13 protein-coding genes are annotated in these 13,004 nt (G+C 44.4%); 4 read left to right on the top strand and 9 right to left on the bottom strand.

All coding sequences use genetic code 11. The annotated features are described in order from the left end of the window. The first annotated feature begins 51 nt into the window (after positions 1–51). From BFJ94_RS06265 to BFJ94_RS06275, 3 genes are read left to right on the top strand one after another with little or no spacing between them, the layout of a single operon-like run. Positions 52–432 carry a GntR family transcriptional regulator gene (locus tag BFJ94_RS06265; protein WP_120461887.1) on the top strand — a complete coding sequence of 127 codons (381 nt, stop codon included), beginning with the start codon at positions 52–54 and terminating at the stop codon, positions 430–432. Further along, positions 429–1,289, top strand: coding sequence for an ABC transporter ATP-binding protein (locus BFJ94_RS06270; protein ID WP_120461888.1), 861 nt, complete (start codon positions 429–431; stop codon positions 1,287–1,289). The genes BFJ94_RS06265 and BFJ94_RS06270 overlap by 4 nt, the downstream gene beginning before the upstream one ends. After that, on the top strand, positions 1,289–1,924 hold the full coding sequence (locus tag BFJ94_RS06275) for an ABC-2 transporter permease (protein WP_120461889.1): 636 nt from the start codon (positions 1,289–1,291) through the stop codon (positions 1,922–1,924). The genes BFJ94_RS06270 and BFJ94_RS06275 overlap by 1 nt, the downstream gene beginning before the upstream one ends. 331 nt (positions 1,925–2,255) lie before the next feature. Here BFJ94_RS06275 and BFJ94_RS06280 read toward each other — a convergent pair whose 3' ends face one another. The 3 genes from BFJ94_RS06280 to BFJ94_RS25330 form a co-directional block, all read right to left on the bottom strand. Beyond that, on the bottom strand, positions 2,256–3,068 hold the full coding sequence (locus BFJ94_RS06280) for a DUF368 domain-containing protein (protein ID WP_120461890.1): 813 nt from the start codon (positions 3,066–3,068) through the stop codon (positions 2,256–2,258). 186 nt (positions 3,069–3,254) lie between these two features. Beyond that, complete coding sequence (gene helD, locus BFJ94_RS06285) at positions 3,255–5,663, bottom strand: RNA polymerase recycling motor HelD (protein WP_120461891.1); 2,409 nt, start codon at positions 5,661–5,663, stop codon at positions 3,255–3,257. Positions 5,664–5,898: 235 nt separating this feature from the next. Further along, complete coding sequence (locus tag BFJ94_RS25330; RefSeq protein ID WP_162944205.1) at positions 5,899–6,045, bottom strand: hypothetical protein; 147 nt, start codon at positions 6,043–6,045, stop codon at positions 5,899–5,901. 180 nt (positions 6,046–6,225) lie between these two features. Here BFJ94_RS25330 and BFJ94_RS06290 point away from each other — a divergent pair, with 180 nt between their 5' ends. Further along, positions 6,226–6,960 carry a DUF1266 domain-containing protein gene (locus BFJ94_RS06290; protein WP_120461892.1) on the top strand — a complete coding sequence of 245 codons (735 nt, stop codon included), beginning with the start codon at positions 6,226–6,228 and terminating at the stop codon, positions 6,958–6,960. A 327-nt stretch (positions 6,961–7,287) separates the two neighbouring features. On the opposite strand, the gene BFJ94_RS06295 is transcribed toward BFJ94_RS06290, so the two are convergent. The 6 genes from BFJ94_RS06295 to BFJ94_RS06325 form a co-directional block, all read right to left on the bottom strand. Beyond that, positions 7,288–7,629: a DUF1801 domain-containing protein gene (locus BFJ94_RS06295; RefSeq protein ID WP_120461893.1), complete on the bottom strand. Its 342-nt coding sequence runs from the start codon at positions 7,627–7,629 to the stop codon at positions 7,288–7,290. Positions 7,630–7,682: 53 nt separating this feature from the next. After that, a complete protein-coding gene (locus BFJ94_RS06300) occupies positions 7,683–8,981 on the bottom strand; it encodes an RNA polymerase sigma factor (RefSeq protein WP_120461894.1) in 1,299 nt (432 codons plus the stop codon). After that, entirely contained in the window at positions 8,978–9,412 is a 435-nt protein-coding gene (locus tag BFJ94_RS06305) for a YciI family protein (protein WP_120461895.1), read from the bottom strand. The genes BFJ94_RS06300 and BFJ94_RS06305 overlap by 4 nt, the downstream gene beginning before the upstream one ends. A 64-nt stretch (positions 9,413–9,476) precedes the next feature. Beyond that, positions 9,477–10,286 (bottom strand): alpha/beta fold hydrolase, encoded by an 810-nt coding sequence (locus BFJ94_RS06310; protein ID WP_120461896.1) that lies wholly within the window; start codon positions 10,284–10,286, stop codon positions 9,477–9,479. 710 nt (positions 10,287–10,996) lie between these two features. Next, on the bottom strand, positions 10,997–11,878 hold the full coding sequence (locus BFJ94_RS06320; RefSeq protein WP_229717027.1) for a CPBP family intramembrane glutamic endopeptidase: 882 nt from the start codon (positions 11,876–11,878) through the stop codon (positions 10,997–10,999). A gap of 112 nt (positions 11,879–11,990) precedes the next feature. Next, a complete protein-coding gene (locus BFJ94_RS06325; protein WP_120461898.1) occupies positions 11,991–12,701 on the bottom strand; it encodes an oxygen-binding di-iron domain-containing protein in 711 nt (236 codons plus the stop codon). Positions 12,702–13,004: the final 303 nt, after the last annotated feature.

Below are 13,004 nucleotides of genomic sequence, written 5' to 3' on the forward strand. Positions count from 1 at the left end.
AGTGTATAGTGTGAATGTATATACATCACACCACTAGGAGAAGTGTATCTTATGAAGATTTTAATTTCTAATACTTCTGATAGCCCTCTATATCAACAAATCAAAGATCAGATAAAGGATGCCATTCTTATGGAGGAATTGGTTGATGGTGAGGCATTACCCTCTATCAGAAGCTTTGCTAATGATTTAAAAGTAAGTGTTTTAACTATCCGACGGGTTTATGAGGAATTGGAGCAAGAAGGATTTGCCACAAGCCAAGTTGGTAAAGGTACATTTGTTACTTCAGGTAATCTTGAATTGCTTAAAGACTCAAAGCGCCGCCTTGTCGAACAGAAGATGCAGGACATGATCAAGACCGCAAAATCGCTGAATATCAGCAAAGAGGATTTAAGGGCAATGATGGATATTTTGTATGAGGAGGATTTAGGATGAAAAATATTTTAGAAGTATCCGGCCTGAATAAGTCGTACAAGGATTTTTCACTCAGTGACGTTAACTTTACAATACCAGAGGGCTGTATCGCTGGGTACATAGGAGTAAATGGTGCGGGTAAAACCACGACACTTCGTTCTATTTTGGGTTTGACCAAAAAGACTTCCGGAAGTATAAAACTTTTCGGACTTGAAATGGAACGCCATGAGCACGAGCTTAAAAACCGCATTGGTATAGTGCTTGATGATGGCTGCTTCTATGATGAACTTACAATGTCTGAAATGAAAAATATTATAGCCCCGGCCTATACCTCATGGAGTGAACAGGATTACATGAACTACCTGAGTCGATTCTCGCTTAATCCTAAACAAAAAATCAGTACGCTGTCAAAAGGGATGCGTATTAAATTTGCTCTTGCACTCGCCCTTTCTCATAAAGCAGAACTTCTTATCATGGACGAGCCAACCAGTGGACTTGACCCACTGATCCGTAGCCAATTACTTGATATTCTGACTGATTATATGAATGAGGGTGGCAAGGGAGTGCTTTTCTCAACGCATATTACCTCCGATCTTGATAAAATTGCCGATACGATAATCATGATCAACAACGGGAAAATTGTTTTTCAGGAAGTAAAGGATGCTCTATTGGACAGCTTTAGAATAGTAAAGGGAGATACAAAGGCACTTAATGAAGACACGCGAAAGCTATTTTTGAGCCTTACTGAAACACAGTTTGGATTTACAGGAATTACTAATCATACTTTAGAGGTACAGAATTGTATGCCGAATATTGTTATTGAAAAATCCACGATTGAAGATATTATGCTAGCAAATATTAATGGAGGTAAAGAGTAATGTTATTTCATTTAATAAAGAAAGACTTTTTAATTGTTAAAAAATATGCTTTTTTAATGTTACTTGTATCTATTTTAATACCGCTATTTGTATTAACAGTTACTCCAGAGTTACCGGGTTCCGTGAGCTTTTTTATCTCAGAAATATTTTCTATATTTATGCTCTTGCAGTTTGTTTCAATGAAAGAGTACCAATACCCTAAAGCAACATCTTTGCTGTGTGCGACCCCTTACCGTAGAAGTACGATCGTTGCGTCAAAATACGGGTTTTGTATGTTTATATTCCTTGTTTGCTGCCTAACTTATCTGATCGATTCTTTTTTCTTTCCGGATTTAGGTAGATTTAGCCTTGAAATGATATCGATAACTTTTCTGAGTATTTCACTTGTTATAGGCATTTACTTACCAATACAATATAAATTGGGTTATGAAAAGACAAGATTCTTTTTCATTATAATTATCATGGTTACCCCATTTTTACTTCCTCAAATTATCCAATTTAATGATGGTATAGATATGACATCGTTGGTTCCAAGCGTGATGTTTTCTTTAATCGCTCTGTTTTCAAGCTTAATTTTTTTGTTACTATCCATTTATATTTCCGTAAAAATCTACAATCATAAAGATTTAGTGTAGGTCTATGAAAGGAGACCCTTAAATGCCGCATTTCCCATTATGGTTTATTATAATTTGTACTTTGTTTCCCATTCTATTTCTGAGCTATCGGAGATGGAAAGACAGACGTAGGAAATAAAGACTCGCTAACACTTAAAATCTCATGAAAATGAAAAAGGGGCGGCCCCCAGTCGGAAAGTAGACTTAGGTGACTGCCCTAGTTTTTTACTCACTGTCCTTAACGGTTTGAAGCTCTGCTACACAATCCTCCAGCTAGGCAATTCCTTCTCCTGCTCGGCCAAGTCGAAGTCGCCTTGTATTAACTCTTTTATATCAAATGAACCTTCTATTATTATTTATTACCTAACTTTAGAGAGCAGAATAAACCAAGCCCCATGGCTAATAGGCTGATTACAATTGTACCGATCTCGGTTGGTATTCCCGGAAAGATGACATATAAGGAACCTATAACCGTACCAATAATGATAGCGTACATAATATTAGGATGAGTGGCTAGTAAATATTTAATGAGCTTACTGCTTAGAATGAATCCAAAGAGAACGCCGCTGCCGATAATTGCGATGAGTGGCAGATTAAATGTTGATAGAGCTTCTATCGCTATTGGGTACACGCCAATCAGTAGAAGGACAAAGGAACCGCTTATCCCTGGAAGGAGCATCGCCATGCTGGCAAGCGCCCCTGCTCCGAATAAGCCTACCCCATACATAAAAGTAAGATCGATGGTAGCATGATTGTGCGCATCAGCGGGTACTAATAAGCCTGTTAGCGCGATCGCAATCGCTGCAAGAATAAACAATATGTAATGAATCGTTCTAAAGTTCTGCTTTACATCTGCACTTTTGTAGAGATAAGGGATAATCCCTAAGACAAGTCCAATAAAAAAGAAATATGTCGGCTGTTCATGGTTAGCGAGTAGCCATTTCATCACTCGACTTAGAATGAGCAAAGCCGATACAACACCGATACCAAGCGGAATAAGAAACCCAAGATGCTTCTTCCATTCCTTGCTGAAAAATCCGCTAATCGCTTGAATTAATCGATCATAGAATCCTAGAATGACTGCAATGGTACCTCCACTAACACCAGGAATCAGATCTGCTGTCCCGATCATCATTCCCCGCCAAATATTGCTCCATGTAAACATAGATTCTCTCCTCTTCTTTATAGATCTGCATTTTTTCTTTGTCTACAAATAAATGCATATTCCGATCATTTTACAATGGCTGTAGATGACTTGCAAATTTTAAGGGAGTTATCCTGGATAACTCCCTTGTTAGATATACGATTGTAAGGGGTCTAGGGTTACAATACTCCGTTTCCAGTTTTTTGTTCATTGATCATATAACTCTACCGGTAATGCCTGCACGAACGGCGACCATTCGCCTGTCGTATAGAGATGAAGCCGATGCATAGCCCGCGTACAGGCGGTGTATAGCAGCTTGCGTTCGTTTTCCCGGCTGTATGTCTGAGGTGAAGCATCATAAATTAGCACCGCATCGAACTCAATCCCTTTGGCGAGATATACAGGGACTATCATGACCCCTTTTTGAAAGGTTATCGTCTCTTTCGTAATGAGCTGTAACACCTCACCTCCTAGCACCAGTAATGATCTATAAGCTTCATGGGCTTCGGCCGCAGTCTTCGTAATGATCGCAATCGAGTCGAAGCCTTCAGCTTGAAGCGCCGCGATGTCTCTCAGTATCTGAATATCGCGCTTCTCTCCACTTTCTAACCTGGCAAGCAGGGGCTTCGGCCCGCTCCTCTCAAAAGGTATAATTTCCGCCCCATCCGCAAGCAGCAATTTCGTGAATTCCACGATCTCCCGTGTTGAACGATAACTGCGCACAAGGCGGATCAAGGTTGCTTTATCCTCACCGTAAAGACGATGCAGCAGCGAATCATCCCCCTCCAGCTTGGTTGACTGCGTAAAGATCGCCTGCCCGAAATCACCCAGGACCGTCATACGAGCCCGAGGGAATAGCTTCTTGAGATACTCATATTGAAACAGCGAATAATCCTGCCCCTCATCGACAAAGACATGCCGAATCTCTGTGTTCGTCCGTACCCCCTCGATCAGTTCTTTTAAATACAAGTACGGAGTCGCATCCTCATAAAATAACTCAAACCGCTCCAGCTTTTCTCTCGTCTGTTGACAGATTTCAGACCAAAGTTCCGGAATCTCTGCCTCCTTCGTCTTCTCACGGTAACCAGCTTCCCCGTCAAACAATTGGACGTATAGACTATGGATATCGATAAATGATAATTTCCTTACGCTTCTCCTTAGTGGTTTGAAGCTCTCCTTCACGATCCATTGACTGAGCAATTCCTTCTCCCGCTCTGCGAAATCAAAATCACCTTCATCTTCCCGACGCTTGTGGCTTATTTTCTCGTAAACTTCGGCGTAACGCTCGGCAATATCGAACACTTCCCGATCCTTGTGCAGCTCTGCGAAAACCTCTGCATATTGCTCGTTATCCAGGTAATCCAGTTCTTCCTCGACCCAAGCCGCTTCACGTTCCTGGCGTTCTATTCGTGATAACTCCTTCAGAAGCCATTTCTGCAGCAACTCGACACGATTGGCCAAACGTAAGGAAGAGTCATAGCTGTAAAATTGTGAGCTTATCCGCTCTGCGGTAATTAAGTCTCGATCTCGAAACCGAAGGCTCTTGAAGAGCATCCCTTCCCGTCCCAGCCATTGCGCATAGCTCTGTAACGCCATCAGGAAAGCCTCAGATGCCTTATATTTCATCCCTTGCAGCCGGGCTTCATACTCTTGAGCTGCTTGGGCGGTCAGCACATATTCGATCTGATCGAAGGGATCTTCCAGACTTAGGGATGAACCTAGCCAGTATTCAAGATACTCCTGAAACGTTGTCTGCTGCATATTCTCTTCCCCAAGCTCGGGAAGGACAGAGGATACATAGCTATTGAAAATCGGATTCGGCGAGAAAAGAACGATCTGATCGGCCTTAAGCGTATCACGATTTTTGTACAGCAAATACGCTACCCGCTGCAAGGCCGCCGAGGTCTTCCCGCTACCTGCCGCACCTTGCACGATTAGCAGCCGACTATGATCATCCCGGATAATGGTGTTCTGCTCCTTCTGGATCGTGGCTACGATACTTTTCATTTGCGAATCTGCGCTCTTGGATAGCATTTGCTGGAGCAGCTCGTCGCCGATCGTTACGCTCGCATCGAACATATTGCGAATTTGTCCATTCTGGATCTGATATTGCCGCTTCAATTTCATCGTACCCGTGATCCGCCCACCCGGCGTGTCGTAGGAGGCTGTCCCTGGGGAATGGTCGTAATAAAGACTCGCGATCGGAGTGCGCCAATCATACACCAGGAAGCTCAGTCCATCCTCGTCGATGAAAGAAGATACCCCGATATAGATTTGTTCACTCGAGTTCAGACCATCCTCCAGAAAATCAACGCGACCAAAATAAGGCGACGGTAACAGTCGATTCAAGCTCTTCCATTGCTGCGCCAGAAGCCGATGACGACGCTCCCGTTCGGATAACACCGCGGCCTGCTGCTTAATCGTATAAAAAGTTTCTTCAAAGTCCTCGTCCGAGCTTGTGTTCACCGTCACTTCTTCCCAGAAGCGTCTGCGAAGCTCGGCTGCCTGCTCGCGTGTCCCGCTAACCTCCGGTTCTATCTCGTCTATTCTTGCTTGCATCTTCTCTCTAACCAGATCCAGCCTGTTTTGTTCTGCCTGCCATTCCTCTGCATCCATCTTGTTCTGAACACACTCCTTATCAGTCCGGATAAAATAGGTATTGACAAATCAGCGCCCCAGAGGTAAAATTATAATGAAAATAAATTAGAATACACCTTTCATTTGTTTGCCAATACCGCTATTGATTATATCATAGCGTTTTTTCGCGTTCAATCCTTTTTCTATCCTTGAATAAAAAAAGAAACGGCTGCTGATATAGAGCAGCCATTTCTTTTTTCTGAAGTCTGTTTTTTCACTCCGTGGAGCTTTTCCGCTGCTTTTTACCTGAATTCATCGGTTTATTTCCCTCAGCTTCTGACATATGCTCACCGAATTGATCCAGTCGATCCGGAGAAGATGCAGGTCCGTCGTTCTTCGGCTTGTTGTTCCTTCCAGTCATGACGCTCACCTCCATTCATAACATGAGCGCCTGACCTTGTTTTCATACACCACTGTCTCCTCTCCTATTTTAAATAAAAAATAAAAAATAATATAAAATTTATGCAATCTCCTGCCGATATAGCTACAAGGGCTTATACCCTAAAAAGGTAAATATAAATATGGAGAGGAATGTGATGGTTTGAAGATTGTAGGATTTATTGTGGTCGCTGTGATTTTACTGATTATCGGATTGATTACAGCAAGCAAACGGGTTGAGAAAAAAGGTAAAGTAGCACGCGCAGAAATGGAACAGGCTAACTCTCTGCCGAAGGAGAAGCAGCACTTGCTTGCCTACGGCGCCAATCTCGCTCTTTATCGCTCTGAGTCGCCGCGGATTTTGCACGTGAAGACGGATTCCGAGACTTTGAAGGAAGGCCTTGCCACAGCCTGGGATATTAGCAATTCGGAAGAGGCTGCCCAGACCCTGGAATGGCTGCTGACAGAAGGACATCGCGAGCAGTATGATCCGCTTCTTACAGAGCTGCAAGCGGGGAAGACTTTTACAGAGGAGGAAGTCGGAAAATCGCAGGCATGCTATGAATCCGCCCAAGAAGTGATGATGAAGAAGCTATCGTTTGCCAAATCCGATTTCGATCAGGTTAAGACCATTGCTGCCTGGGATTTTGACCGGGCTGTAAATATTGCAAGATGGAGTTATATACTGGGTTACATAACCGAAGAAGAAGCCTGGACCTACATAAAAAGAGCTGCTGACTCCGCCCGCCCACTCTTCAATTCCTGGAAGGACTATTTTGTTTCTTTCGCCTTTGGCCGAGCCATTGCTTATGAAGGAGATATTTACGACATCATTTGGAGTGGAAAAGAACTGCTCAATGACGCAGACTCTATCTGGAAGGAATTTAGCATTAAGTAGTCCACCCAGTTAGTTAGCTATAAACGCTCTGATGAACCTGCATCAGGGCGTTTTTTTCATGTACGCCCCAAGGTGATTGCTAATAACTGCAAAAATACACTTATCTCCTTAAAAATAACTACACCATCAGAAAATAAGTGCGAAGATACAACTATTTCCTCACTACAGCCCCGATCCAGGGATAATCCGTCCTAATAATTGTATAAATGCAGCTATATCCTCTGAAGCCAGGCTAATGCATCGATATAGTTGCACATAAGCACTTATTATAAAATAATCACTTGTAGGGATGCGCTAATTATGGTTTACCCTACTAACGAATATCATTTAAAGCGAGCTAGAAGCCTGACTAACCAGTGTCACCAACTGCTCGGAATCAACCGTATCTCCTTGACGAAGCTTCAGTGTCTTTCTTTCCGGTGGCCCATCGAACATCCCTTCTGGGAAATCTAAATCTGAACAGTTAAAAATGATGAAACTCACCGCTTCCTTTGAGGTTGAGATCGCCGCAGCATATTTCCCATTTTTCAAAAAGTGAGGCTTCTTATACTGAATACGCTCTTGCACATCCGGGATTGCTTGGTGGACAACGTCACGTAGCCTACTGGTAAATTCCCTATGCCACGGTTCCTTCATTTCCTCGATAAATTGAGTGACTTCCTGATTCATTCTTCATACACTCCTTAATAATATTCTTAGTTAGGCTAAAAACTCTGCAGCGGCTAGAAGCGCGCCAACCCTGGGCAGAGATCTTGAAATTTATATGTACCCGAGCCACAATCGGCTGCCTGTTGAAGCAACAGCTCGCGCTCGCGGGTATTCCGGGTGATCGATGCTGCGCGTTCAAATTCTGACCGTGCTTCATCATATCTCCTGAGCTTAGCGAGTAAATCAGCACGAACACTAGGGAGCAAGTGATACTCCTGTAAGGAAGGTTCCTTATTCAATTCGTCCACAATCTGTAATCCGAGGGCAGGCCCAAATGCCATCGATATCGCAACCGCTCGATTCAATTCTATGATAAGCGAGGGCGTTAACCTGGCTAACGCTTCATAAAGTGCAGCGATACGAATCCAATTCGTCTCAGCAACAGAACGCGCTTCGGCATGACAAGCCGATATCGCCGCCTGTAGCGAGTAAGGACCTAGTGGACGTCCTAGCTTCCGGCTCCGCTCCAACGCCGCTAGACCACGTCGAATCAGCAGATGATCCCACTTTGCGCGATTTTGATTCATCAGAAGGATCGGTTCTCCCTTGGCGTTAATCCGCGCCTTCAGACGCGAAGCTTGAATCTCCATCAGCGCAACCAGACCGTGAACTTCCGGTTCACAAGGTGCAATTTCAGCCAGAATCCGTCCCAATCTAAGCGCTTCCTGACAAAGTATGGGCCGGATCCATTGCTCCCCAGTTGTTGCCGAGTATCCTTCATTGAACATCAAATAGATAACTTCAAGCACTGCAGCCATACGTTGATTCAGTTCCTCCCCTATAGGTACTTCAAAAGGGACCTTCTCTACGCTAAGGGTTCTCTTCGCCCGAACAATCCGCTGAGCGACCGTAGACTCCGCTACAAGGAAGGAGTGTGCAATCTCATCCGTAGTAAGCCCACACAGCAAGCGAAGCGTTAGCGCTACCCGGGCATCCTGCGACAGCACCGGATGGCATGTCATGAAGATCAGACGAAGGAGATCATCACTGATCTCCCCATCCAACAGCTGATCTACATCATCCTCTTTATACAGTGGGGCTGTTCGTCCAATCTCATCATATTTCTGATCGCGCAGCTTATTCCTGCGTATAAAATCAATGGCTCTGCGTTTCGCCGCTGTCATCAGCCAGGCGCCTGGATTGTCTGGAATACCGATGTCTGGCCAGCGTTCAAGTGCAATTACCAGGGCATCCTGTGCCAGATCCTCCGCGAGAGCCACATCCCTCACCATTCGCGTCAGCACTGCAATAAGCTTTGCCGACTCTATTCGCCATATCGCATCGATAGTTCGATGTGTCTCATGTGGACTCACGCTTTCTTCTGCTCCTCGATCTGTTTACGAAGATCTGATTCCTTGGCCAACGTATCAGGATTATCCATCAGTTCCTCAACTTCGAATACCTGCCTGAGCTCAAGCTCACCCTGCCCATTTCCATGTGGATCAGGCATGCGCAGCGCCCATTCTAAGGCTTCTTCCCTTGATTTAACCTCAATCAACGTGTACCCAGCAATTAGCTCTTTGGACTCTGTGAACGGACCGTCCACCAATATTGGCTTGTCTCCGGGCTCAGGATAAGAAATCCGGATTGCGTTTGAACTGGGCATCAGTCCATCCGCCGCAAGTAGGACACCAGCCTTCAATAATTCCTCGTTATACTTCTGCATTGCATCGAGCAGCTCTTGACTGGGCATGACTCCTGCCTCTGAATCGGTTGTTGCTTTTACGATTATCATAAATCTCATAAGTTAATCTCTCCTTTGTTACTAGAATCATTTATTCAAGGGTGTTGATGGCATGGACGTCTAATTACTTAGCGCTAAAAAATGCTTCAAGCTCAGAAGAAACCTGTTTGGTATTGAGTTTTTTCGTATGACCGAGCCCTTTCTTACTTAACAGCCGGGCATTCGGAAGTACATCCGTCAGCGCCTGGGCTGCATGGCGTAACGCAACTGGGCTCTCGGTTCCTTCAATAACAAGCGTTGGTATCTTAACCGTATCCCACAATTTTTGCGGCAGAGCCTTTCCATCCATATATCCATCAAGCAAAGCCGCGTCGTAAGGCAGCGTATGAGCGAGCGCAGTCAGGTTGGACCACACGCCCGGCATCATTCGCATCATACTAACCACAAATGAAGGCACCCCCATTCCCTTGGTCATAAAATATTTAACAGTCTCGCTTCGCCGATTCGAGGACATCAGTGCGGATACTTGCTTGCCGAAATCCTCTGGCGGTTTGTGACCAGCATCATCGACGACAAAGGGAGGCTCGTGCAAGGCAAGCTTCTTAATATTCGCCCCCCTCGCTGCGGCCTGCAAAGCTAGAATTGCCCCGGATGACAATCCCCACACATAAGCTGAACCCCCGGCTTCATCAATCATCGCCTGTAGATCCTCGATCTCTCGCTCGATCGCGTATGAGGATGCATCCCCGCTATCACCACGACCGCGGCGATCGTAATTGTAGACTGTGAACTGCTCTGACAACAGATTTGCAAGCTGCACCTGGCCAGGAAATTTACGATAGCTGAAGGCTCCCGCTACCAATATGAGTGGTGGTCCTTGACCCACTCGATCATAAGCAATGGATGTTCCATCCTTTGAAATTACTGAATACATCGGTGATTTCTCCTTTTTTATATTTTGAAAACTATTTCTCAGCGTCGTAGAAACTTGGCTGTTATCTAAACAACGAACAACGAAAGAGGAAATCGACATTGAATCCAGAATTTTTTTCTTTCCAGCAAGTAGTAAAAAACACAGAAGCCCGCATAAGCCTTAGTGGCTCAAATGCGGGCTCTTGATGTGATCGCTTGTTGCTGACTATCCTGCTGACTTGTACATGAGACGGTTATGGAACATAGCATAATTAATGAGATGAATACCAATACCAGCTTTTTGTTCATTTACCTGCCTCCAAATCTATACTTGTCGATTGCCTCCCCGAGGTGGTTACTATAGATGCAGCTATATCCTCTGAAGCGAGGCTAATGCATCGATATAGTTGCACATAAGCACTTATAATGTACCATAGCCATATTCTAAGCGCATTCATAATGTTATAATAAGTAAAAAGCTGTTGAAAGGAGCACTCCTTATGATGGACTTTCGCAATCCCCCTGGACAGTATGATCCTCATGTACACAAACAACAGCATGAAGAGAAGCATAGAATGGGTCACAGTTCTTTTAGGGAAATTCTCTGGAATGCGGCTAGCCTACTTATTGCCGTTGGAATCCTCGTTTTGATTTTTTTCCTGATTAAATTATTTAGATAAGAAATACGCCACTCCTTTATTGATGAGCCGGATGATTACTCCAGAAAGAGGACTATGCTATATCCTGTAGTCCGACCCTTTGATTTCTCCGTATAAAGTGCTTCGCCCCCAGGATAACGAGTGACACGAGGATACTCCCTATAATTATCATAGTGACAGAGAGTAACGCGAAATATTCCGGCGTCGATTCGTGGAAGTTGATAATTGCCGGTTTACCTTCTTGATTCGATGAAACTACAAACCTCATCATCTCCAGGTAAGTCAGGTGAAAACCAATCGATGCCCAGAGACTACTAGTCCAAAGACGAAGCAGTTGCAAGCATATTCCGAAGCAAAAAATTAAAATGATATAACCGATGCTAAGGGGTCCTCCTGGTGGAAAGCCAACGAGCATTTGTAGCAGGTTAACGGCTACAGGGAAGGACACAAATAGCAAGGTTTGGAGCAATACGGATAACCAGGCGGAAAATCGATGACGCAGGATATCATACAGCATTCCTCGCAATCCCAACTCCTCTGGCAAAGCTTCGTAGAAGAAAGCAAATACTATATTGAAGAGTAGGGCAGCCGACCACTGTTCAAGAGGATTCCATTTGACTGTATCAATCCACCCCAGGGAACAGGCTATAAGAACACTCAGTGACACAAGTGCAATCGCCAGGAACATCCCGATAATCAAGTGATGTAGCCTTTTCCAGGAATATTCCGGCGTCTCGGGCTTCCCCCCTGCCATCCGATAGACACGCTGATACAAATAGAGAGTGATAGGAACAACGAGCACGCTCATGACAAACCCCTGGACGAGTTGTTGAGATCGAATAGAGAAACCGAACCACTGTCCAACAGCATCACCGGAAAGCCCACTTAAGAATAGACCTGCGACTAATGTGATCCATCCGGCAAGTAGAAGAAGCATCCACTTCTTATTTTCCAATTGACTCCCCTCCCCCAACAATTCAATCAATTGATAGAAAAAAGCGGGCTAGACACGCCAATAATAGACGATAAGTTGAAAGCTAATCTTGAGTTCCGATAGTTTCGTTTCGTTAGAGATTTTCCTTAAATACTTGAATAAGCTCTTCTATTGCTCTTTTGCCATCGCCTTTATAGGAAGAGCCGTGCATAACAGCTAGTGTCTTAGGCTGTAAATCTGCTAGTCGGCGCAGCATTTGCTCCGTGTGCAAGGTATAAGGGATATAGTTGGAAAAAGGGCCTTGAAAGTTTCGCAGCACGTGTTGAAACCGATCTACTAGACTAGCTTCAGTAATGGGCTCTACATCGCCGTTCTGATGGAACAAATCCGAAGTAAAGAGAATCCGTCCAGTCTCTTCAAAGAGGAATCCGGCGTCCCACCCATGCGGGAGATGTGGCGTGCGCAAGTAGCGGAAGCTTCTTTTCCCGGTACTGAATACCTCATTGTCCTGAAGCGGACGAATAGGTCTAATCGCAAATTCCCCATTGACCGCCGCCCCCACCATACCGATGATCGCCTCTGCTTGAGGTGCAATCGTGAGCCATCCATTGAGCGCCCCACACTCATCCGACTCGAAATGACTGTAGCTAATCCACCGTAAATCGTTAAGATCTATTAGATTATCCACAGCTTGACTGAACTGCGGAAAAAGTGACTTAGGGCCTGTATGGTACAAAAGAGGCTCCTCGTCCCGCACTAAAAACACATTGTATTGAAATCCGGATTCTGTTGAGAAGATCGATAGACGAAATATACCCGACTCAATTTCATCAATTCGTACCATAAGATCGCTCCTTTTTGAATTTCACATTTCACTGAAATTATCATACGCCGGGAAAACTCGTATTCCAAGTGATAAGAAGCATGATTTAATATGACAAATGTCACCTTTTCTCTACTTTTCACTCATATATACGGCAATAAAACGCTTGCATAATGAAAAATCAAGAGTATAATACTTGTATACAAGTATACCTGAATGGCAAAAGAGGTGAGATGTTGACGTTTCCGCGCTATCGTAAGCGGTACCATTTGTCTAAGCATCAGTAGATTAATGAGAATCTGGAATAATTTAAAACCTGTTATG

Source organism: Paenibacillus aceti, assembly GCF_003614185.1.
Taxonomy (GTDB): domain Bacteria; phylum Bacillota; class Bacilli; order Paenibacillales; family Paenibacillaceae; genus Fontibacillus; species Fontibacillus aceti.